The following is a 21,630-nucleotide window of genomic DNA, read 5'->3' as shown; positions in this document are numbered from 1 at the left end:
TCCCGCTGAGGAGCTGTCCCGCGGCGTAGCTCTCAGGTACTACGGGTACGACAGGCACGCCCTCCCGGGGCGGCTCACCACGCCAGCTGGGCGATCTCCTCCGCCACCACCGCGCAGGCGTCCGCCACCGGATCGATCAGCGGGAAGTGGCCCACGTCCTCCAGCAGGGTCAGCCCCACCACCTCGCCCGCCTTGGCCGCCGCGTCCGCGTACGCCTCGGCGACCGGCTGGGGCACGACCAGGTCCGTGCGGCCCTGGACGAGGGTCGTCGCGATACCGGTCGGCAGCAGGAGCGCCGGGTCGGCGTACGGCCGGCGTTCGGTGAACAGCTCCTCGCCGCCCAGGAGTTGCCGGGCGGCACCCCCACACACGTCCAGTTTCTCCGCGACCGTGAAGTCCGCGATCGGGGCGAGCGCGACGACCCCCCGCAGCGCGGTGGACCCGGCCGTGCGCCAGGCGGCGTCGGCGGGCAGGACGTGCCGGGCCGCCGCCCACAACGCGAGGTGGCCGCCCGCGGAGTGGCCGGTGAGCACGGTCCGGCGGGCGTCGGCCTGCGGCAGCGCCTGCCGGGCGAGCGCGGGCAGCGCGTCGAGGGCCGCGGCGACGTCGTCGAAGGTGTCGGGCCAGCGCCCCGCGACCGGGGGCGTGCCGCGCCCGGCCGCGCCCTCCGCGCCCCGCCGGTACTCCACGTTGGCCACGGCGAACCCGCGGTGCGCCAGATAGTCGGCGAACGGCGTGATGTGCCGCCGGTCGTACGGCGCCCGCCACGCACCCCCGTGCAGCACCACGACCAGGGGCACGGAGCCGCCCGGACCGGCCGGTGTCTTCGGGGCGTAGAAGTCGATCACCTGGTCGGGGTGGTCGCCGTAGGCGGCGGTGGCGTCGGGGTCGACGGGCGGGTGCGAGAAGGCCGACTTCTCCTCGGCAACGGCCCGGGCAGCGACGACGTCGTCCGGCATGCTCCAACCTCTCAGCGACGAAACGGTTTTGGACGGTACGGGGTGGCGGACCAGGTGAGAATTTCGGCCGTTGGCGGGGACGGTATCAGGCCCGTGACGTGCGCGGACACGCGGATGTCACGCTCGGTGAGGGTAAACGGTTCTGTACGCACCGCCCCGCCCCACCTCCGTACCCGTCGCGCACCCCACCCCCATACGCAGCCGACCACCGGCTTCACTCAGCACACCGGTGGTCGGCACATGGGTTCGAGGACCGTCAGCCCAGGATCTCCCCCAGCACCAAGGCCGCCCGCTCGACGTCCGCGAAGCCGACGTACAGCGGGGTGAAACCGAATCGCAGCACGTCAGGGCGGCGGAAGTCACCGACGACCCCGCGTTCGACCAGCTGCCGCATGACCTCGCCGGCGTCCGAGCAGCGCAGCGCCACCTGGCTCCCGCGCTCCTCGTGACGCGCCGGAGTCAGCGACTCGACGCGCCCCTCGGGGACGTACTCCGCGACGCACTCCAGGAAGAAGTCGGTCAGGGAAAGGGACTTGGCCCGGACCGCCTCGATCGAGACGCCCTCCCAGACGTCGAGTGCCGCCTCCAAGGCGAGCATGGACAGGATGTCCGGGGTGCCGACCCGGCCGCGCACCGCGCCCTCGGCCGGCTCGTAGTCGCCCCGCATCCCGAACGGCTCGGCATGCGAGTTCCAGCCGGGCAGCGGGGAGTCGAAGCGGTCCTGGAGTCCGCCGCGCACATACAGGTACGCCGGTGAACCGGGGCCGCCGTTCAGGTACTTGTAGGTGCAGCCGACCGCGAGGTCCACGCCGTGCTCGTCCAGACCGACCGGCAGGGCGCCCGCGCTGTGGCACAGGTCCCAGACGGAGACCGCGCCCGCCGCGCGCACGGCGGCGGTGAGCGAGGGCAGGTCGTGCAGCCGGCCGGTGCGGTAGTCGACGTGGTTGAGCAGGACGGCCGCCGTACGCTCCGACAGCGCGTCCGGCACCTGCGCCGGGAGGACCGGACGCAGGATCCGGCCGGTCATCCGGGCCGCCGACTCGGCGAGGTAGCCGTCCGTGGGGAAGGTGGTCGCGTCGACGAGGATCTCGTCGCGCCCCTCCCCCGCGATACGCACCGCGCCCACCAGCGCCTTGAAGACGTTGACGCTGGTCGAGTCGCCGACCACGATCTGCCCGGCCGCGGCGCCCACCAGCGGGGCGATCCGGTCGCCGATCCGCTCGGGCGCGGTCCACCAGCCGCTCTCGTCCCACGAGCGGATGCGCAGCTCGCCCCACTGCCGGCGGACCACGTCCGCGACGCGTCCGGGGACGGCGGCGGGCAGCGCGCCCAGCGAGTTGCCGTCGAGGTAGACGGCGTCGTCGAGGACGAACTCGGCTCGCTTGTCGGCGAGTTGGTCACCGGAGTCCAGCTCCCGTGCCTTGACGGTGAGGTCAGACATACGACCTCGCCGTCCACAGCTCCGGGAAGACGTTCTTCTGGGCGCGCTTCTCCAGCCAGGCCACACCGGCCGAGCCGCCGGTGCCCGCCTTGGCGCCCATCGCGCGCCGGGTGGCGACCAGATGGTCGTTGCGCCAGCGCCACACCAGCTCGGCGACATCCGTCAACGCCTCGCCTAGACGGGCGAGTTCGTCGGAACCGTCACCGGCGTACAGAGCGGTCCACACGGCCTCGACGTCTTCGGAGGGCTCGTAGCGCTGCGAGACGTCCCGCGTCAGGACGGCGTCCGGGACCGGGTGGCCCCGGCGGGCCAGCAGCCGCAGCACCTCGTCGTAGAGGCTGGGCTCGTGCAGCGCCTTCTCCAGCTCGGCGTGGACACGGGGCGCGCCGCGGTGCGGGACCAGCATGGACGCGGACTTCTCGGCGAGCAGGAACTCCATCCGCCGGTACATCGCCGACTGGAAACCGGAGCCCTCGCCGAGGGCGCCCCGGTAGGAGTTGAACTGGGCGGGGGTGAGCTGGGCGAGCGGCCGCCAGGAGGCGTTCAGCGCCTCCAGCTCCCGTACGGAACGCTTCAGCGCGTCGATCGCGACCTGCACGTCGTCCGCGCGCAGCGCGCCGGCCGCCGTCTCCCACTCGTGGACGATGACCGTGAACCACAGCTCCATGACCTGGGTCGTGACCAGGAAGACCATCTCTCCGGGATCGTCGGAGAGGGTGTGCTGGAGGTGGGTGAGAACGTCTGCCCTGACGTAGTCCTCGTACGGCGTGGTGCCGTCGAAGTCGAGATGCGGGGTCTCGGGCTCCTGAGTTTCGTGAGCCTCATGGGACATCGCTGTCTCCTGCTGTACTCCGGGTAGCGGTCCGCCCCTGCCGATTCCGACACGGGGGCCCCGGTCCCCACCCGCATCTTGCGCATCGGGAGCGGATCCCGCAAGGCCCGCCCGCATCACGGACGGGCCCCCGCATCAGAAAACGGCGCTATCCCAGGGTCTGGGCCGCCGTCGGGGAGGAGTCCTGCAGGAACTGCGAGCAGCGCTCGTACTCCTCCTTCTCGCCGATCGCTTGCGCGGCGCGGGCGAGGGCGTGCAGGGCGCGCAGGAAGCCGCGGTTCGGCTCGTGCTCCCAGGGGACCGGGCCGTGGCCCTTCCAGCCGCTGCGGCGCAGGGCGTCCAGACCACGGTGGTACCCCGTACGGGCGTACGCGTACGACTCCACCACCGAGCCCCGCTCGAAGGCGTCGTCCGCGAGGCTGGCCCAGGCCAGCGAGGACGTCGGGTACTTCGCGGCGACGTCTGCGGGCGCCGTGCCGTTCGCCAGGAGGTCGCGGGGCTCCGGGTCGTCGGGGAGATGGGTCGGGGGCGGGCCTCCGAGGAGGTTTTCGTGAATCGACATGGGTCCAGTGTGGACCCAGGACCTGCCGTTCGGATCACGCCGCAGACGCGGGGTCGGCCCGAAGGCACCGTCACTCTCCTGCGGCCTGATCCGAACGACGGGCCCTAGCCGAGCCGCCGCCGTGCTCGTCGGCCCTCCAGGGGCGGGGCCGTCACGCTGCCGTGGGTGAGGCACTCCGGCCGGGTGCAGTCCGGTGCGGGCCGCCGTACCGTCGTGAAGGCGATCACGGCGCCCACCACCAGCGCCCCGGCGCACCACACCATCGCCCGCCGGAACGCGTCGTCGAAGGCGTCCGGCGAGCGGTACGCGTCCGGGCCCATCCCGGTCAGCAACGGCAGCGCGGCCACGGAGACGAGCCCCGCCGCACGGGCCGCCGCGTTGTTGATCCCGCTGGCCAGACCGGCCCGGCTGACGTCCACCGAGGCCAGGACGGTCGCGGTCAGCGGGGCGACCAGGGTGACCAGGCCGAGGCCGACCACCAGCACGGCGGGCAGCACGTCTGCGGGGTAGGAGGCGTCCGCCCCGACCCGCAGTATCAGCAGCATGCCCGTGGCGCACACCAGCGGGCCGACCGTGAGGGGGATGCGCGGGCCGATGCGGTTGGCCAGTTCGCCGGACCTCGCCGAGAACAGCAGCATGAGCGCGGTCGCCGGCAGCAACGCCGTACCGGCGCCGAGCGCGGAGTACCCGGCGACGACCTGGAACTGCACCACGGAGAGGAAGAAGTAGCCGCCGAGCGCCGCGTACACACACAGGGTGACCAGGTTGACGGCGGTGAACTGGCGGGAGGCGAAGATACCGAGCGGCATCATCGGATCGGGCCGACTCCGCTCGACGCGGACGAACGCCACCCCGGCGGCCACCCCGGCCACCGCGGTGAGGACGACGGCCCAGGACCCCTCGCCCGCCTCGATGAGCGCGTAGGTCACCAGCCCGAGGGCCAGCGCGCCCAGGACGGCCCCCAGGACGTCGAAGCGGCCCTGCGCCTGCCCTCCCGCACTCGACTCGGGTACGTGCCGCAGCGCCACCGGCACGCACACCAGGGCCAGCGGCACGTTGAGCAGGAACACCCACCGCCAGCCCGGCCCGTCCACCAGCCAGCCGCCCAGGAAGGGCCCCACGGCCGCCCCGATGCCCCCGAACCCCGACCACAGGCCCACGGCCCGCCCCCGGTCGTCGGGGTGGAAGGACGCCTGGATCAGCGCCAGGGAGCCCGGCGTGAGGAGCGCGCCGCCGACCCCCTGCAACGCCCGCGCGGCGATCAGCACGCCCGCGCTCGGCGCGAGCCCGCACAGCAGCGAGGCGGTGGCGAACCACACCACCCCGACGACGAACACCTTCCGGCGCCCGTAGCGGTCCCCCAGGGAGCCGCCCAGCAGGATCAGACCGGCCAGCGTCAGCATGTACGCGTTGACGGTCCACTGGAGCGCGGCGAGGTCGGCGTCCAGGTCCTCCCCGATCCGGGGCAGGGCCACATTGACGACGGTCGAGTCCAGCAGGGCCATGCTGGAGCCGAGGACCGTGGTGAACAGGATCCACTTGCCCTGCGGGGACGCCATCCGGACTTCGGGCATGCCCCCAGGTATACCGCGAGCCCGGTGCCGAAGCACCGGGCTCACCGTGAAACGACCTGCGAAGGACGCCTACTTGATCTTCTGACCCGCCGAGCGCAGGTTCTGCGTGGCCTCGACGACCCGCGCGGCCATGCTCGCCTCGGCCAGCTTGCCCCAGGTGCGCGGGTCGTAGGTCGACTTGGAGCCGACCTCGCCGTCGACCTTGAGGACGCCGTCGTAGTTCTTGAACATGTGGGCGGCCACCGGACGCGTGAAGGCGTACTGGGTGTCCGTGTCGAGGTTCATCTTGATGACGCCGTTCTCCAGCGCGGTCGCGATCTCCTGCTCGGTGGAGCCGGAGCCGCCGTGGAAGACGAAGTCGAACGGGGACTGCTTGCCGAACTTGGCGGCGACGCCGTCGTTCAGCTCCTTCAGCAGCTCGGGACGGAGGACGACGTTGCCCGGCTTGTACACGCCGTGGACGTTGCCGAAGGAGGCCGCCAGCAGGTAGCGGCCCTTCTCGCCCAGGCCCAGCGCCTCGACCGTGCGGATCGCGTCCTCGACCGTGGTGTACAGCGAGTCGTTGATCTCGTGGGAGACGCCGTCCTCCTCGCCGCCGGTCGGGGTGATCTCCACCTCGAGGATGATCTTCGCGGCGGCGGCGCGGGCCAGCAGCTCCTGCGCGATCGCGAGGTTGTCGGCGAGGGTCTCGGCCGAGCCGTCCCACATGTGCGACTGGAACAGCGGGTTGCGGCCGGCCTTCACGCGCTCCTCGGAGACCGCGAGCAGCGGACGTACGTACCCGTCGAGCTTGTCCTTCGGGCAGTGGTCGGTGTGCAGGGCCACGGTGACCGGGTACTTCTCGGCCACGATGTGCGCGAACTCGGCGAGGGCGACGGAGCCCGTCACCATCTCCTTGCTGTACTGGCCGCCCAGGAACTCGGCGCCACCCGTGGAGATCTGGACGATGCCGTCGCTCTCCGCCTCGGCGAAGCCGCGCAGCGCCGCGTGCAGGGTCTGGGTCGAGGTGACGTTGATGGCCGGGTAGGCGAACTTGCCTGCCTTCGCCCGGTCGAGCATCTCGTTGTAGACCTCGGGGGTTGCGATGGGCATCTGTCCGCTCCTTGGTATCTGCGGGTTGGCGATGTGCGTACACGCGTACGCGTAGTGCTACGGCCCTGACCTAGACCTTGGGTGCGACGTCATCGTCGTCCCCATCTTTCCAGAGATGCGCGGATGGTCCATGCCTGGTCCACGCCCGGTCCGCATCCTGGGCAAGTCCAGGTCAAAAGGGCTGGTCAGTCCAGACCCAGTTCATCCTTCGAGAAGGCGAACAGATACGGCACGCCCGCGCCCTCGCGGATCTTCTCGTCGGCGCCGGTCGCGCGGTCCACGATCGTGGCGACGGCGACGACCTCGGCGCCCGCCTCGCGCACGGCCTCCACGGCCGCGAGCGGGGAGCCGCCGGTGGTGGAGGTGTCCTCGACGACCAGGACCCGGCGGCCCTTGATCTCGGGGCCCTCGACGCGCCGCTGGAGGCCGTGGGCCTTCGCCGCCTTCCGTACGACGAAGGCGTCGAGCCTGCGGCCCCGCGCGGCGGCCGCGTGCAGCATGCTCGCGGCGACCGGGTCGGCGCCCATGGTGAGCCCGCCGACGGCGTCGAACTCCAGGCCGTCCGTGAGGTCGAGCAGCACCTGCCCGACCAGCGGGGCGGCCTCGCCGTCCAGGGTGACACGGCGGAGGTCGACGTAGTAGTCCGCCTCCAGACCCGACGACAGGGTCACCTTGCCGTGCACCACGGCCTTGTCCTTGATCTGTTGCAGCAGCGCGCCGCGTGCATCCACGTCCGTCATGCCGAACAGCTTAGAGGCGGGTCCAGGACCAGGTGGTCGTGGCCTCCAGCGGCTCCAGGGGCGTGACCAGCCGCGGGAGGCTGTTCAGCCCGTTCGGCGGGCCGGTCTGCGGTTCCACGCACACGGCCGCGTCCTGCTCGTCGTAGACGACGACCCACTTCTCCGGGCTGGTCACCCGCACCGCGAGCTGCCCCGGCCAGGTCAGGGTGACGTCGACGCCGCCGGGCATCCCGAAGCAGTCGTCCCAGGGGCCGGGCCTCGGCTCGACGCGGTTGCCGGTCGGCAGGTGGTCCTCGCCGCGCTCCTCCTGCCAGGCGGGCTCGAAGGCGACCTCGACGTCCGGGCCGCCCAGGGTGCGGTTGAACCAGGGGTGCCAGCCGATCTGCGCCGGGAAGGACGAGCCGTGCGTCTCCACGCCCATGGTGAGCGTCAGGGAGTCCTCGGTCAGCCGGACGATCTGGGTGATCCGGCCGGGGTGGGGCCAGGGCTCCACCAGGTCGTACGTCAGGACGGTCTCGTCGGCCGTCACGCGCGCGACCTTCCAGGCGCCGTCGCGGGCGGTGCCGTGGATGGCGTGCGGCGGGGCGTTCAGCGGCATCTGGCGGACGGTGGCGCCGTCGAGGAACCGGCCGTCGCGGATCCGCCCGCACCAGGGGACCATGGGGAAGCACCCGAACCGCTCCCCCTGCCGCAGCAGCTGACGCCCGTCGACGCGCAGTCCACCGACCCGGCCGCCATTGCCCGGCTGCACGGTCACCTCCGCGTCGCCCGCGGTCAGCGTGATCTCTTCGTCACTCACGGGACGACCCTACTGGGCCGATCAGGAGACCGTTCCGCACGGCTACCGGCGGCGGCGCAGCGCCCGCCCCACGACGATCGCCGACGCCACGACCAGCGCGGCGGCGGGGGCGGCCCAGCGCAGCGTGCTGTTCGGGGCGACCGTCTGCGGCGCGGGCACCGGCGCGTACCGCCCCCGCGGCGGCGCGTGATCGACCTCCTCGGCACTCCGCCCGATCATCGTCCGCCGCGCATGAGCAGCCTCGGCGGGAGGCTGAACGGCCTCCACGGAGTCGAGGGGGTCGGCGGAGTCACGGGGTTCACCGGAGTCACGAGGCTCGGCGGAGTCGCCAGGCTCGGCGGAGTCGCCGGGCTCACCGGAGTCACGGGGCTCGGCGGCATCGCCGGGTCCGGCGGGCTCGACGGGCTCAACGGAGTCGCCGGGCTCAGCGGCATCGACGGGCTCACCGGAGTCACGGGGCTCGGCGGCATCGCCGGGCACAGCGGCATCGCCAGGCTCGGCGCCATCGCCGGGTCCGGCGGGCTCGACGGGCTCAACGGAGTCGCCGGGCTCGGCGGAGTCACGGGGCTCGGCGGCATCGCCGGGCTCGGCGGCATCGACGGGTCCGGCGGGCTCGACGGGCTCAGCGAAGTCGCCAGGCTCGGCAGCACCGCCGGGCTCAGCGGCACCGCCGGGCTCGGCAGCATCGCCGGGCTCAGCGGCATCGACGGGCTTGTCTGGGCCCTCGCTCTCGAACACGGTCGGCGCCGCCCCCTCAGCAGACACGGTGGGCCCGGCGGGCTCTTCGGGCTCCTCGGCCCCTTCCAGCTGCTCGGACTCTTCCAGCCCCTCCAGCCCCACCGGCTCTGTCGGCTGTTTCGGTGCGGGGTGCCTCTCCGGCTTCTCCTCTGTGGGTGTTTCGGCCGCGTCCGACCCCAAGTTCTCCGCGAAGCGGTTCAGCAGGCGGGTGACCGCGGCCCGTACTTGGTCCTCGGGGAGTTCCGTGGCGCGGCCGGTCGCTGTTGCCGTGGTCTCGAAGTGGAGGGTCGTGCCCTTGTCGGTCTCCTCGAGTCGGAGCAGGAGCGTGAGTTTCACCGTGCCGGCGCCGCGGGCCTCGGTGGCGTCGCCCTCCGCGGCGTACGTCCCGTCCTCGCGCGCGGAGAGCCGTACGGTCCCCCGGTAGGTGATGGTGTGGCCGCCGATCCGGACCTTCAGCCGGCCGGCGACGGGCACGGCACCGGCGTCCTGCTGGAGGCCTGGCACCGCGCGGGCCACCCGGGCGGGGTCGGCGAGCGCCGCCCTCAGCCGCTCGGCGGGAACGGGAACGAACACCTCTTGCTCCATAGGGCCGGAGCCTACCCAGCGGTCGCCCGCGCGCACCCGGCGAAACAGCGATTGGCCGTGAGTGCCGTCAGTACCGCGGGTGGACCAGCGTCGACGGCGGCACCCCGGCCACCCGCGTCCGCCACGCCGCCCGCGCGTCCGCCAGGAGGCCCGCCTGGGTGAGGGTGCGCAGCCGCTCGCCGGGGTCGAGTCGCAGGGCGGGGCGGGCGCCGGGGTCGGCCAGGAGGAAGCCCCAGTCGGCGGGGGCGCGCTCGTGCCGGCCGGGGGCGCGGACGTCCACGCGGTAGGCGACGGTGTGCAGTCCGGCCGCGCGCAGGGTCGCCTCCACCGTCCAGAAGGCCCGGTGCCGGCCGGTGACCGGCCCGGCGTGCACGGCGAGCCGCCCGCCGGGGGCCAGGGCGCGCCGGGCGAGGCCGTAGAACTCCTGGGAGTACAGCTTGCCGCTCGCCGTGACATCGGGGTCGGGCAGGTCCGCGAGCACGACGTCGTACGCCGCCGGGGGCGCCCCGCGCAGCCAGTGGAAGGCGTCGGCCGTGCGGACCCGGACGCGGGGGTCGGCGTAGACATGGGCGTTGAGGCGGGTCAGCGCGGGGTCGGTGCGGGCGAGGCGGATCAGGTCGGCGTCGAGTTCGACGACGTCGACGCGGTGCACGCCGGGGACGGTGAGGGCCTCGCGGGCGGCCAGGCCGTCTCCGCCGCCGAGGACGAGCACGCGCGCGTGCCGGCCGTGCATCGCGGGGTGGACGAGGGCCTCGTGGTAGCGGCGCTCGTCGCCGCCGACCCGGAGCCGGCCGTCGAGGTAGAGGTCGAGGGGGCGGCCGTGGCGGCCGCCGGTCAGGACGACCTCCTGGACGCCGGTCCGCAGGGCGACCCGTACGTCGCCGCCGTAGACCGCCTGGCGCGCGGCCCGCTCGAAGTCGTCGACGAGGACGGCGGCGGAGCCGAGGACGGCGATCACGGTGACGCCGGCGACCGGCAGCAGCCAGCGGGCGCGGCGGCCGAGGTCGCGGTGGAACAGTCCGAGGACGAGGGCGCCCCCGGCGACGACGTTGACCGCGCCGGTCAGCAGGGAGCTGGTCAGCTGGCCGCAGAACGGCAGCAGCAGGAAGGGGAAGGCGAGGCCGCCGACGAGCCCGCCGACGTAGTCCGCGGCGAACAGGTCGGCGACGGCGCCGCCCGCGTCCTGGCGGCGGACGCGCTGGATGAGCTCCATGAGGAGGGGGACCTCGGCGCCGATGAGCAGGCCGATGGCGAGGGAGAAGGCGACCAGCAGGATGCGTGGGCCGTCGGCCCACAGACCGCCCCAGTCGCCCGTCCAGGCGAACACCGCGTACAGCACCATCGCGCTGCATCCGCCGACCAGCGCGAGGGCCACCTCCAGGGCGCCGAACCCGGCCGCGGCGAACCGGCGCAGCCGTTTGGCGGCGAGGGAGCCGATGCCCATCGCGAAGACCATCACGGACAGCACCACGGAGGCCTGGGTGACCGAGTCGCCCATCAGGTAGGAGGCGAGGGCGACCAGTTCCAGCTCGTAGACGAGACCGCAGGCCGCGCAGACGAACACGCACGCGAGGACCAGGAACCGCCCGACGTCCGGCCGGACGGGCAGCCGCGCGGGGCCGCGCCAGGGCGGTGGGGCGCCGGGCGGGGCCGGTGCGTGCGGTTCGATCACGGTGCGACGTTACGTCACGGGCCGGGGACGCAACGTCACCCACACGTGTGGAAGTTGGGCCGCAAACCTCACGTTCCGGCCGGGCTCCTCAGGCTCCCCGACGGGCTGTCCCGGCCCGCGCCCGTCCGCACCCCGACCCGCGTTCTCGTCGCCACCAGCTCCCCGTCCTGCGGGTACGCGTGCCAGGTGCGCCACTGGACGTGGCCCTCGTGCCGCTGGGCGAGGAGTGCGGTGAAGGCGTGCGGGCTGCCCGGGAAGACACCGGCCAGGCCGTTGGGGTGGTCGGCGACCAGGGCGAGGAGTTCCTGCGCCCGGCCGGCGAACCGACCGGGCGTCAGCACCTCGACGCGGGCGGCGAATTCGTACTCCCAGTCGCCCACGCGTTTGGCCACGCCCAGGGGGAGCGGGGTGCTGCTGCCGGGGATGCAGGCCACCGTTTCCGAACAACAGCCCTGCTCCTCCTCCAGCAGCACCTGGTGCGAGGCGCCCAGCAGTCTCAACTGGAGTTTGGCGCCGGACAGTTCGAGGTCGAGCGTGGCGAGGGCGGGCAGCGGTTCACGCCCCAGGGCCCAGGCGAGATCGGCCGCGCGCGTGTCGGTGTAGGAGGTGTTCAGGGTCGTGAGCATGGATCGGCTCCGCGAAGACGCAAGGAGGGAGGGCGTGGGTCACGCACCCCGGCCCCGGCCGGACCGGGAACGACGTCCTCACGGGACGTCCGTAGGGGTCCGGGGGGCTGCGTTGGTGATTTAGAGGGAATCATGAACGGTGGCGACGCCACAGCGTTTTTACCCAACTTCGTGGGGTTTCCATCCCTCAGGGGGCTCCACAGCTCAATTGTTCAACCACAGCGTGCCCGAAAACCCCGAAAACATGGTGCGACCGCGGGGCGCCCTGGTCAGGGGCGGACCCCGCGGTCCGGATGCGGCTCCCCCTCGGGGAGCTCAGCTGCCCCGTGTCAGCTGCCTCCACCGCATCCGCCGCCTCCTCCGCCGCACCCGCCGCCGCCCCCGCCGCAGGACGACGAACCGCCGCCGCACGACGAACCGCCGCCGCAGGAGTGGCCCGAGTGGCCGCCGGAGTCACCCGAGTGGCCGTGGTGGCCCGAGTGGCCGCCGGACGACGAGCCGCTGTCGCTTCCGAACACCCACCAGCTCGCGGCGGCCGTGTCGGCGCCGCTGCCCGAGCCGGTGGCGGACCTGCTGCCGGAGTGGCCGCGACTCGCCGAGCCGCCGTACGACCTCACCGGACGGCCGTAGGCGTGCCTGAGGCTCCTGCGGCGCGCGTTGACGACGAGCACCGTCACGAAGAGCACGGCGATCACCGCCAGGATGATGCCCACGATCATGGCGTCACCCTCCTTCCGAATCCCCCGAAGCGGCCCCCCGTGGGCGCCTCGCGCAGCGCCCGAGCGCTTGCGTGAACGGGGGATGCCCGCCCGTCTCACCCGCCAAAGCGCACTTGAGGAACTCCAGAGCTTCGGCGCAGGATGACCGGCATGACCTCCAGCTCACGCCCCTTCCTCAACCGCCGTCTCGCCGAGTTCGGGACGACGATCTTCGCCGAGATGTCCGCCCTGGCGGTGGCGACCGGGTCCATCAACCTCGGGCAGGGCTTCCCCGACCAGGACGGCCCCGAGGAGGTCCGTGAGGCGGCGGTGCGGGCGCTGCGGGACGGGCGCGGCAACCAGTACCCGCCGGGCCCGGGCGTCCCCGAGCTGCGCACGGCGATCGTCGCCCACCAGGCCCGCCGCTACGGACTGTCCTACGACCCCGACACCGAGGTCCTGGTCACCGCGGGCGCCACGGAGGCCATCGCGGCCACCCTGCTGGCCCTGCTGGAGCCGGGCGACGAGGTGGTGGCCCTGGAGCCGTACTACGACTCCTACGCCGCCTGCATCGCCATGGCGGGCGCCTCGCGGGTACCGGTCACCCTGCGCCCGGACCCCGAGCGGGCCCGGTTCCGTCTGGACCTGGACGAGCTGCGCGACGCGGTCACGGACCGCACCCGGCTGCTGCTGATCAACACCCCGCACAACCCGACCGGCACGGTCCTCACCCGCGAGGAGCTGACCGCGATCGCCGCGCTGGCGGTGGAGCGGGACCTGCTGGTCGTCACGGACGAGGTGTACGAGCACCTGGTGTTCGACGGGGCGGAGCACATCCCGCTGGCCACCCTGCCCGGCATGCGCGAGCGCACGGTGACGATCGGCTCGGCCGGCAAGACCTTCTCCTTCACCGGCTGGAAGGTCGGCTGGGTCACGGCGGCGCCCGGCCTGGTCACGGCGGTGCGCTCGGCGAAGCAGTTCCTGACGTATGTGTCGTCCGGCCCGTTCCAGTACGCGGTCGCCGAGGCCCTCGCCCTCCCCGACGCCTACTTCGACGCCTTCCGCGCGGACATGCTGGCCAAGCGCGATCTGCTGGCGACGGGGCTGACGGACGCGGGCTTCGAGGTGTTCCGGACGGCGGGCACGTATTTCATCACCACCGACATCCGGCCCCTCGGCGAGTCCGACGGCTTCGCGTTCTGCCGGGCGCTGCCGGAACGCGCGGGCGTGGTCGCCATCCCGAACGCGGTCTTCTACGACCACAGCGAGGCGGGCGCCCCGTTCGTGCGGTTCGCGTTCTGCAAGCAGGTGGGGGTGCTGGAGGAGGCGGTGACCCGGCTGAAGTCGCTCGCCGCGTAACAGCCGTACGGTCTGGGCTCCTCAGTGGACCCCAACCCGAAACCGTGGCACCCGCGTCGTCCGCGGCGCAGGTGCCGGCTCAGGTGTCGCAGACGGTGGAGCGATGCCCGGCCTGTACGACCCACACCACCAGCTCGCCGTTGTCGAGGGTGTAGATCACGCGGTAGTCGCCCACCCGCAGGCGGCGCCGGTCGGGCTGGGAGACGAGGGCCGTGGAGTTGAACCCCGTCGGGTCGCTCTCCAGCTCAGTCAGCTTGGCCAGAATGCGGAGGGCCATGGCTCGCGGGACCATGCGGAGTTCGGCCTGAGCCTCGGCCCGGAAGACGGTGCGGTACTCACTCACTGCGCGCCAGCGTCTCCCTCATGACGTCCTCGATCGGGATGCCGGGTGCCGGGTTGGTCATGCGCTCGTCGATGATCCGGTTGATCTCGCGCTCTTCCCACTCCTGGTACTTGCGCAGCACCTCGATGGACACCACCGCGGCGACCTGCTTGCCGCGCCGGGTGATCACGGTAGGCACGTCGTCCCGGTCTGCCCGCTCCACGACCTCGGCCAGGTGGGCCCCAACATCACGGATGGACGCCATCACGCGCTCAGTCGCATCGAGACGGCGGCGCGGGGTGGGGACCCCTCCCGTCGTCCCCGGGGCGGTCTGCGCCGACGGCGCGCACCAGCAGTTCGTACAGGGTCGCGCGTTCCGCGGGGCTGAGCGCGTGGAGGATCACGTCCTCGACTTTCGCCAGTCGCGCCTGAGCCGCCTCCAGTGCCGTCTCGCCGTCCTGGGAGAGTTCGACGATGTGCCGCCGGCGGTCGGCCGGGTCGCGACGGCGGACGGTCAGCCCGCGCTCCTCCAGTTCATTGAGGAGTCCGACGACGTTGCTCGGATCCAGGCCGAGCATCTCTCCGAGCGCCTGCTGACTCACGGACCCGCGCTCGCTCAGCAGGTTGAGCGCGACGACCTGCCGGTGGCGCAGGTCGCCGGGCCCGATCGACGCGTCCACGGTGCGTCGCCCCACGCGCGCGAGGTGGACGATCAGCGGCATGGACTGGCGCTCGGAGGTCGCCCGCGTACTTTCCATTCCGCAAGCGTATCCCCGATGTAAAGGTTTGCCACTCAATAATGGTTGGTCCTCTGCAATGATTTGCGCTACGTTGACGATCAGTTGATCGCAACGCGGAGGTGCGCATGCCCAAGCTCAAGATCATCCTGGGGACCAGTCGCCCGACCAGGGCCGCGGACAAGGTGGCGCCCTGGGTGGCCTCCGTCGCCGCCGCCCACGAGAACTTCGATGTCGAGGTGCTGGACCTACGGGACTGGCCCCTCCCGTTCTTCGCCGAGCACTTCGGCACCATCGGAGACATCAACGACCCGACGTACTCCGAGCCGCTCGTGAAGGCGTGGAACCGGAAGATCAAGGACGCGGACGCCTACATCGTCGTGACGGGCGAGTACAACCACAGCATCCCGGGCGTCCTGAAGAACGCCATCGACTCGGTCTGGCTGTCCCACGCGTTCCGCAACAAGCCGGTCGCCGCCGTCGGCTACAGCGCCGGTATCGGCGGCGGGACACGGGCGATCGAGCACCTCGCCCAGATCATGGTGGAGGCGGAGGCCGTGCCGCTTCGCAACACGGTCGTGATCCCGTTCGTCAACGACGCGTTCGATGACGCCGACCGGCCCACGAGCCTCCTGACGAAGGCGGGACTCGACGTCGTACTCGACGATCTGGCGTGGTGGTCGGCGGCACTGGAGCAGGCCCGCGCAGCCGGCGAACTGGTGCCGGGCCGGTTCCGGCTGCATGCGGCACTCGACGCCGAAGCCGCCAGGAGTCCGGCGGCGTGACGTCGCCGACGGACGTCAAGCAGCTGTCCATGCCAAGCCGACGAAAGCGGGAAACCCATGTCCGATGCCCTCTCCGCCGTCCCTGACCCGGACGAGGCCGTCGACCGCAAGCGGAAGGACCACCCGGGGCCCGTGGTCTTCCTGGTCCGGCTCCGGGCCCGGCGGGACAAGATCGAGGCAGCCGAGCAGGCGCTGAAGAAAATCGTCGGACCGATCCGTGCCAACCCGGACTGCCTGGAGTTCCGCATCCTCTGGGATCGGGACGACCCGCACTCCTTCACCCTCCTTGAACACTGGGTGAGCGTCGAGGCCGTCATGGCCCACGGTCAGCGCGATTACATGGCGGAATACGTGGCCACGAAAGACTTGATCTTCGAGGAAACCTCCGGCGAGTTCGTCCAGGAGATTCACCCGCCGAACGCGGCGGCCTGAGCCGAGCGACCGCGCCGGCGCGAACACCAGGACCCCGCGCCGCCGCCGTCGGGTCCTCGCAACCCTTCAGAAATCGGTAAGAGGAGTACTCATGCATGACGTGGTGATCGTGGGCGCCGGCCCGGTCGGCCTGTTCCTGGCCTGCGAACTCGGCCTCGCGGGCTGCTCCGTTCTGGTGCTCGAGCGGGACCCGGAGCCCCGCTCCCCGTGGAAGGCGGCCCCGCTCGGGATGCGGGGCCTGTCCGCCTCTTCGGCCGAGGCGTTCCACCGCCGCGGGATGCTGCACCCGCTGCTGACCGCCTCGGGCATCCACGACGACCCCGGCTCGCACCCCGACCCGGACGAGCCGTCACCCCCGCGCACTGTGGGCCACTTCGCCGGCATGATGCTCGATCCCGCCAAGGTCGACGTCGCCGCCCTGCCGTTCCGGCTTCCCAGCCCGGCGGACGGCCTGATGACAAGCATGGAAGCGGTCGAGACGGTGCTGGCCGAGCGGGCTCTCAAGTTCGGCGTGGAGATCCGGCGCGGCGTCACGGTCTCGGCCGTCACACAGGACGACGAGAGCGTGGTCGCGCGAGCCGGCGGGCAGGAGTACGCGGCTCGCTGGCTCGTCGGCTGCGACGGAGGACGCAGCACGGTACGCGGGCTCGCGGGCTTCGACTTCGTCGGCACCGATCCGCAGTTCACCGGCTACGCCGTCCTCGCCGACATCGCCGACCCCGAGAAACTGCGCCCCGGGTTCAACCTGACCCCGACCGGCATGTACCTCCGGACACCCGCGAAGGAGTACATCGGCATGACGGACTTCGACGGCGGCGCGTACGACCGCTCGCGGCAGCCGACCCGCGACCATCTCCAGGCGGTGCTGCGCCGCGTGTCCGGCACCGACGTGACACTGAACGGCGTCCGTCTCGCCTCGACCTTCACCGACCGGGCGATGCAGACGACGGCGTACCGGCGGGGGCGCGTACTGCTCGCGGGCGACGCCGCCCACATCCACTCCCCCCTCGGCGGGCAGGGACTCAACCTCGGCCTCGGCGACGCCGTGAACCTGGGCTGGAAACTCGCGGCGACCGTACGCGGGCACGCGCCGGACGGACTGCTCGACACCTACACCGGCGAGCGCCACCCCATCGGCGCCGGGGTGCTCGACTGGTCGCGCGCCCAGGTGGCGGCCATGCGGCCGGACCCGCATGCCCGGGCGGTCCAGGGAGTGCTGCGTGACCTGCTCGGGACCCGGGACGGGACGACCTACGTGTTCGAGAAGACCTCGGGCACAGCCCACCGCCTCGACCTCGGCGGCGAGCACCCGCTGGTCGGCCGCACCGCCCCGGAGTTCCGTCTCGAGGACGGCACCCGTCTCGCCGACCTGACGCAGGACGGCCGGGGCGTCGCGCTCGACTTCAGCGCCGGCCGCCGCCTGTACGGTGCGGCCAAGGGCTGGGGAAGCCGGATACGGTATGCGGCCGGGGCGGCGCGGAACGACCTCGGATCGGGCGCCGTGCTGATCCGCCCCGACGGCGTCGTCGCCTGGGCAGGCGACCACACCCCTGCCCCCGAAGCGTTCGAGCGAGCCGCCGGCCTGTGGTTCGGCCACCCGGCATGAGCCAAGCGCGATCTCGCGGGCCGAAAACGGCAGGCGGGGCACCGTCCACAGGCTGTGGACGGTGCCCCGCCGGGACGGACGGGCCGGTCGGGGGGACCTACGCGTCGCCCTCCTCGGGCTCGCCGTCCGTGCCGTCGACGTCCTTCTCCAGGCCCAGCTGCTCCACCAGCCACTTGTCGAACTCGATGGCCGCGCGCACCCAGCTCACCGTGGAGGAGACGAACAGCTCGATGTTCACCCCGGCGCCGATCAGCAGCTGCGCCTCGCCGATGAGGCGGACGGTGCCGTCGTCGTGGGTGTGCGTGTAGACCTTGGGCCACAGGGTGCGCCGGTTCCAGTCGTCGATCGCCTCCAGCAGGGGCTGCTTGTCGTCGATCTGGTGGGGCCGGTCGTAGAACGTCCGCACCGAGTAGACCGCCTGGTCACCCTCGCCGCGGAACATGAAGTACGTACGGAACTCCTCCCACGGCGCCGCGAGGTCACCCTCGTCGTCGACGACGTACTTCAGCTCCATCTGGTCGAGGAGCTGCTTCACGAGGTCCTGATCCGGGACTACGGGGCCCGCCGGTCCCTGGGGCTGCGGCTCGGGCTGCTGGCCCCCGAAGTTCGGAATCGAGGACGGGTCGATGCTCACCGAAATTTCCCTTCGTACGGATCCCGCCATCCTCCCCCATCCGGGGAGGGGGGTGGCAAGCCCCGCCCCCCAGGGTTCACCTCCGGTTGGCGCAATTCCGCTGAGAGCGTGCGAGCGGCGCGCGCCGGCCCCCGGGGAACAGGGGCCGGCGCGCTCTGCGGTGACTCGGCGTGGTCACAGGGTCTTCGTGGGCTTCGGGCCGACGATCAGGCCCTCGCCGAAGGTGTCCACGCGGACCGTGTCGCCGTCCTTGACCTCGCCGGAGAGGATCTCCCGGGCGAGGCGGTCGCCGATGGCCGTCTGGACCAGGCGGCGCAGCGGGCGGGCGCCGTAGGCGGGGTCGTTGCCCTCCTCGGCGAGCCAGGCGAGGGCCGCGTCGGTGACCTCCAGGGAGAGGCGGCGGTCGGCGAGGCGGCGGGCGAGGCGGTCGATCTGGAGGCGGGCGATCCGGCCCAGCTCGTCCTTGGACAGGGCCGAGAAGACGACCAGGTCGTCGAGGCGGTTGAGGAACTCCGGCTTGAAGGACGCCCGGACCACCTCCAGGACCTGCTCCTTCTTCTCCGCCTCCGTGGAGACCGGGTCGACCAGGTACTGGCTGCCCAGGTTCGAGGTCAGGACGAGGATCGCGTTGCGGAAGTCGACCGTGCGGCCCTGGCCGTCGGTGAGGCGGCCGTCGTCGAGGACCTGGAGCAGGACGTCGAAGACCTCGGGGTGGGCCTTCTCCACCTCGTCCAGGAGGACCACGCTGTACGGGCGGCGGCGGACCGCCTCCGTGAGCTGGCCGCCCTCCTCGTAGCCGACGTAGCCGGGGGGCGCGCCGACGAGCCGGGCGACGCTGTGCTTCTCGCCGTACTCCGACATGTCGATGCGGATCATGGCCCGCTCGTCGTCGAAGAGGAAGTCGGCGAGGGCCTTGGCCAGCTCGGTCTTGCCGACGCCGGTGGGGCCGAGGAAGAGGAAGGAGCCGGTCGGGCGGTCGGGGTCGGCGATGCCCGCGCGGGAGCGCCGTACGGCGTCCGAGACGGCCTGGACGGCTTCCGACTGGCCGATCAGCCGGCGGCCCAGCTCGGCCTCCATGCGGAGCAGCTTCTGCGTCTCGCCCTCCAGGAGGCGGCCCGCCGGGATGCCGGTCCAGGCGGCGACGACGTCGGCGATGTCGTCGGAGCCGACCTCCTCCTTGACCATGGTGCCCTTGGCAGCCTCCTCCTCGGCCTCGGTGGCGGCCTCCAGGTCACGCTCCAGGGCCGGGATCTCGCCGTACAGCAGCTTGCCGGCGGTGTCGAAGTCGGCCTCGCGCTGGGCGCGCTCGGCCTGGCCGCGCAGTTCGTCGAGCTTCTCCTTCAGCTCGCCGACCCGGTTCAGGGACTGCTTCTCCTTCTCCCAGCGGGCGGTGAGCCCGCGCAGCTCCTCCTCCTTGTCGGCGAGGTCGCGGCGCAGCTTCTCCAGGCGTTCGCGGGAGGCGGCGTCGGTCTCCTTGCCGATGGCCAGCTCCTCCATCTTCAGCCGGTCCACGGACCGCTGGAGCTCGTCGATCTCGACGGGCGAGGAGTCGATCTCCATCCGGAGGCGGGAGGCGGCCTCGTCGACGAGGTCGATGGCCTTGTCGGGCAGGAAGCGGGAGGTGATGTACCGGTCGGAGAGGGTCGCGGCCGCGACCAGCGCGCTGTCGGCGATCTGGACCTTGTGGTGCGCCTCGTAGCGGCCCTTGAGTCCGCGCAGGATCGCGATGGTGTCCTCGACGGTCGGCTCCGCCACCAGCACCTGCTGGAAGCGCCGCTCCAGGGCGGGGTCCTTCTCGATCCGCTCGCGGTACTCGTCGAGCGTGGTCGCGCCGACCATGCGCAGCTCACCGCGGGCGAGCATCGGCTTGAGCATGTTGCCGGCGTCCATCGCGGAGTCGCCGCCGGCGCCCGCGCCGACGACCGTGTGCAGCTCGTCGATGAAGGTGATGACCTGGCCGTCGCTCTCCTTGATCTCGGCGAGGACGGTCTTCAGGCGCTCCTCGAACTCGCCCCGGTACTTGGCGCCGGCGACCATGGCGCCGAGGTCGAGGGAGACGAGCCGCTTGTCCTTCAGGGACTCCGGGACGTCGCCCTTGACGATGCGCTGGGCGAGGCCCTCGACGACGGCGGTCTTGCCGACGCCGGGCTCGCCGATGAGGACGGGGTTGTTCTTGGTGCGGCGGGAGAGGACCTGGACGACGCGGCGGATCTCCTGGTCCCGGCCGATGACCGGGTCGAGCTTGCCGTCGCGGGCGGCGGCGGTGAAGTCGGTGCCGAACTTCTCCAGGGCCTTGTACTGGCCCTCGGGGTCGGCGGTGGTGACCCGGCGGCCGCCGCGGGCCTTCTTGAAGGCGTCCTGGAGCCGGTCCGGGCCGGCGCCGTGCCGGCCGAGCACGTCGGCGGCCTGGCCGCCCTTGGCGGCGGTGCCGATCAGCAGGTGCTCGGTGGAGAGGAACTCGTCACCCAGCTCCTTCGCCCGCGCCTGGGCGTCGGCGATCACGGCGAGCAGCTCACGGTTGGGCTGCGGGGGCGCCACGGTGGAGCCGGTCACGCTGGGCAGACCGGCGAGCACATGCTCGGCTCCCGCGCGGATGGCGGCCTGGTCGGCGCCGACGGCGGCGAGAAGATCGACGATGTTCTCGTTGTCCTGCCCCTGGAGCAGCGCGAGCAGCAGGTGGGCAGGGGTGAGGTCGGGGTGTCCCCCCGACACGGCACGGTTGCCGGCCGCGTTGATCGCGTCCCGGCTCCGGTTGGTCAGCTCGGCGTCCACGTTCGCTGTCTCCTCCTTGCGTCAGCCGTCTCCCTTGTCTGACTGTGCCAGCGTACACAAAGTTGAGTCTATTCCGCTCAATGTTCGGGCAAGGCTTCGCCCGTGTACGGAAAGGACAGGAACGGCGGAACGACGGGCCGGGGCTGATCCAAACCCGGCTGCCGTGCCATGCGGCGTTTTCCGGCCACGGCACAGGGGTTCCGAAACGCACCGATACGGGGAAATGTCCCCACAAAACTGCAGCGGCGTCACCGTGTTCAGGTCACGGTGACGCCGCTGCGGGGGGAAGCACCTGAGGCGATCTGTTACGACGGGGGAATCGCGTCAGGCACTGCGGGGGGTGGCTGAGATGGTGTGCGGAGCGGCCTGGGGAGCCGGTTCCGACAACTGGTGGTCACGCCGATCCAGGTTCACGAAGATCATTCCGTACCGGATCGCGCACCGTACGGGCTGCGGCGCCCCCCGGGGCCGCCGCAGGCACCGATAGGCCCGGACGTCGTCCTCCTCGTCCCGCGTGACGACCACCGGTTCTCCGAACACGGTCACCATCAACGAGTCACCACTGTGGGGGATGGCGGTGACCAGGTCGATGAAGTGCCAGCCGGAGCGGTAGGCGGTAGCCATCTCGCGTCGGAAGGAACGGTCGTCGGGTGGTGTACTCACGT

Annotated in this window: 22 protein-coding genes; 4 read left to right on the top strand and 18 right to left on the bottom strand. The window is 72.1% G+C overall.

All coding sequences use genetic code 11. From position 1 onward, the window contains the following. Window positions 1-74: 74 nt before the first annotated feature. From ACYQ8Q_RS25070 to ACYQ8Q_RS25015, 12 genes are all read right to left on the bottom strand, one after another. Complete coding sequence (locus tag ACYQ8Q_RS25070) at window positions 75-959, bottom strand: alpha/beta hydrolase (protein ID WP_460067990.1); 885 nt, start codon at window positions 957-959, stop codon at window positions 75-77. A 256-nt stretch (window positions 960-1,215) separates the two neighbouring features. Beyond that, window positions 1,216-2,400 carry a kynureninase gene (gene kynU / locus ACYQ8Q_RS25065; RefSeq protein WP_460067989.1) on the bottom strand — a complete coding sequence of 395 codons (1,185 nt, stop codon included), beginning with the start codon at window positions 2,398-2,400 and terminating at the stop codon, window positions 1,216-1,218. After that, window positions 2,393-3,232 carry a tryptophan 2,3-dioxygenase family protein gene (locus ACYQ8Q_RS25060; protein WP_460067988.1) on the bottom strand — a complete coding sequence of 280 codons (840 nt, stop codon included), beginning with the start codon at window positions 3,230-3,232 and terminating at the stop codon, window positions 2,393-2,395. The genes kynU and ACYQ8Q_RS25060 overlap by 8 nt, the downstream gene beginning before the upstream one ends. Before the next feature lie 148 nt (window positions 3,233-3,380). Next, the gene (locus ACYQ8Q_RS25055; protein ID WP_460067987.1) at window positions 3,381-3,794 is read right to left on the bottom strand and encodes a DUF3151 domain-containing protein; all 414 of its coding nucleotides are present in this window, start codon (window positions 3,792-3,794) and stop codon (window positions 3,381-3,383) included. Between the two features lie 104 nt (window positions 3,795-3,898). After that, a complete protein-coding gene (locus ACYQ8Q_RS25050) occupies window positions 3,899-5,368 on the bottom strand; it encodes an MFS transporter (RefSeq protein ID WP_460067986.1) in 1,470 nt (489 codons plus the stop codon). Between the two features lie 69 nt (window positions 5,369-5,437). Then, window positions 5,438-6,460, bottom strand: a complete 1,023-nt coding sequence (fbaA, locus tag ACYQ8Q_RS25045) for a class II fructose-bisphosphate aldolase (RefSeq protein ID WP_460067985.1) — start codon at window positions 6,458-6,460, stop codon at window positions 5,438-5,440. A gap of 185 nt (window positions 6,461-6,645) precedes the next feature. Then, a complete protein-coding gene (gene pyrE, locus ACYQ8Q_RS25040) occupies window positions 6,646-7,200 on the bottom strand; it encodes an orotate phosphoribosyltransferase (RefSeq protein ID WP_460067984.1) in 555 nt (184 codons plus the stop codon). 10 nt (window positions 7,201-7,210) lie between these two features. After that, window positions 7,211-7,999 (bottom strand): aldose epimerase family protein, encoded by a 789-nt coding sequence (locus ACYQ8Q_RS25035; protein ID WP_460067983.1) that lies wholly within the window; start codon window positions 7,997-7,999, stop codon window positions 7,211-7,213. 42 nt (window positions 8,000-8,041) lie between these two features. Next, a complete protein-coding gene (locus tag ACYQ8Q_RS25030; RefSeq protein ID WP_460067982.1) occupies window positions 8,042-9,310 on the bottom strand; it encodes an SRPBCC domain-containing protein in 1,269 nt (422 codons plus the stop codon). A 79-nt stretch (window positions 9,311-9,389) separates the two neighbouring features. Beyond that, window positions 9,390-10,994, bottom strand: coding sequence for a polyamine aminopropyltransferase (locus ACYQ8Q_RS25025; protein WP_460067981.1), 1,605 nt, complete (start codon window positions 10,992-10,994; stop codon window positions 9,390-9,392). A 68-nt stretch (window positions 10,995-11,062) separates the two neighbouring features. Next, the gene (locus tag ACYQ8Q_RS25020) at window positions 11,063-11,620 is read right to left on the bottom strand and encodes a DUF2617 family protein (protein WP_460067980.1); all 558 of its coding nucleotides are present in this window, start codon (window positions 11,618-11,620) and stop codon (window positions 11,063-11,065) included. A gap of 329 nt (window positions 11,621-11,949) precedes the next feature. Beyond that, entirely contained in the window at window positions 11,950-12,339 is a 390-nt protein-coding gene (locus ACYQ8Q_RS25015; RefSeq protein WP_460067979.1) for a hypothetical protein, read from the bottom strand. A 141-nt stretch (window positions 12,340-12,480) separates the two neighbouring features. Between ACYQ8Q_RS25015 and ACYQ8Q_RS25010 the strand changes: the two genes are divergently transcribed. Then, entirely contained in the window at window positions 12,481-13,677 is a 1,197-nt protein-coding gene (locus ACYQ8Q_RS25010; protein WP_460067978.1) for a pyridoxal phosphate-dependent aminotransferase, read from the top strand. Between the two features lie 79 nt (window positions 13,678-13,756). Here ACYQ8Q_RS25010 and ACYQ8Q_RS25005 read toward each other — a convergent pair whose 3' ends face one another. Genes ACYQ8Q_RS25005 through ACYQ8Q_RS24995 form a run of 3 tightly spaced genes read right to left on the bottom strand, consistent with a single transcriptional unit; the run spans window position 13,757 to window position 14,757 of the window. Beyond that, window positions 13,757-14,020, bottom strand: a complete 264-nt coding sequence (locus ACYQ8Q_RS25005; RefSeq protein WP_460067977.1) for a type II toxin-antitoxin system RelE family toxin — start codon at window positions 14,018-14,020, stop codon at window positions 13,757-13,759. Further along, entirely contained in the window at window positions 14,013-14,264 is a 252-nt protein-coding gene (locus ACYQ8Q_RS25000) for a type II toxin-antitoxin system prevent-host-death family antitoxin (RefSeq protein WP_460067976.1), read from the bottom strand. Before ACYQ8Q_RS25000 ends, ACYQ8Q_RS25005 begins: the two co-directional genes overlap by 8 nt. 7 nt (window positions 14,265-14,271) lie before the next feature. After that, on the bottom strand, window positions 14,272-14,757 hold the full coding sequence (locus ACYQ8Q_RS24995) for a MarR family winged helix-turn-helix transcriptional regulator (RefSeq protein WP_460067975.1): 486 nt from the start codon (window positions 14,755-14,757) through the stop codon (window positions 14,272-14,274). 107 nt (window positions 14,758-14,864) lie between these two features. Between ACYQ8Q_RS24995 and ACYQ8Q_RS24990 the strand changes: the two genes are divergently transcribed. From ACYQ8Q_RS24990 to ACYQ8Q_RS24980, 3 genes are all read left to right on the top strand, one after another. Beyond that, window positions 14,865-15,521: an NADPH-dependent FMN reductase gene (locus ACYQ8Q_RS24990; RefSeq protein ID WP_460067974.1), complete on the top strand. Its 657-nt coding sequence runs from the start codon at window positions 14,865-14,867 to the stop codon at window positions 15,519-15,521. Window positions 15,522-15,578: 57 nt separating this feature from the next. Then, window positions 15,579-15,953 (top strand): putative quinol monooxygenase, encoded by a 375-nt coding sequence (locus tag ACYQ8Q_RS24985; RefSeq protein ID WP_460067973.1) that lies wholly within the window; start codon window positions 15,579-15,581, stop codon window positions 15,951-15,953. Window positions 15,954-16,044: 91 nt separating this feature from the next. After that, window positions 16,045-17,559 carry an FAD-dependent monooxygenase gene (locus tag ACYQ8Q_RS24980; protein ID WP_460067972.1) on the top strand — a complete coding sequence of 505 codons (1,515 nt, stop codon included), beginning with the start codon at window positions 16,045-16,047 and terminating at the stop codon, window positions 17,557-17,559. A 97-nt stretch (window positions 17,560-17,656) separates the two neighbouring features. Here ACYQ8Q_RS24980 and ACYQ8Q_RS24975 read toward each other — a convergent pair whose 3' ends face one another. The 3 genes from ACYQ8Q_RS24975 to ACYQ8Q_RS24965 form a co-directional block, all read right to left on the bottom strand. Then, the gene (locus tag ACYQ8Q_RS24975; RefSeq protein ID WP_460067971.1) at window positions 17,657-18,193 is read right to left on the bottom strand and encodes a YbjN domain-containing protein; all 537 of its coding nucleotides are present in this window, start codon (window positions 18,191-18,193) and stop codon (window positions 17,657-17,659) included. 174 nt (window positions 18,194-18,367) lie between these two features. Then, window positions 18,368-20,965: an ATP-dependent chaperone ClpB gene (gene clpB / locus ACYQ8Q_RS24970; protein ID WP_460067970.1), complete on the bottom strand. Its 2,598-nt coding sequence runs from the start codon at window positions 20,963-20,965 to the stop codon at window positions 18,368-18,370. A 324-nt stretch (window positions 20,966-21,289) separates the two neighbouring features. After that, window positions 21,290-21,628, bottom strand: a complete 339-nt coding sequence (locus tag ACYQ8Q_RS24965) for a hypothetical protein (protein WP_460067969.1) — start codon at window positions 21,626-21,628, stop codon at window positions 21,290-21,292. Between the last annotated feature and the right edge of the window lie 2 nt (window positions 21,629-21,630).

This window comes from Streptomyces sp. YKOK-I1 (assembly GCF_054660435.1).
The sequence above is the reverse complement of the archived record's forward strand: the minus strand, read 5'-3'. Positions and strand labels throughout refer to the sequence as shown.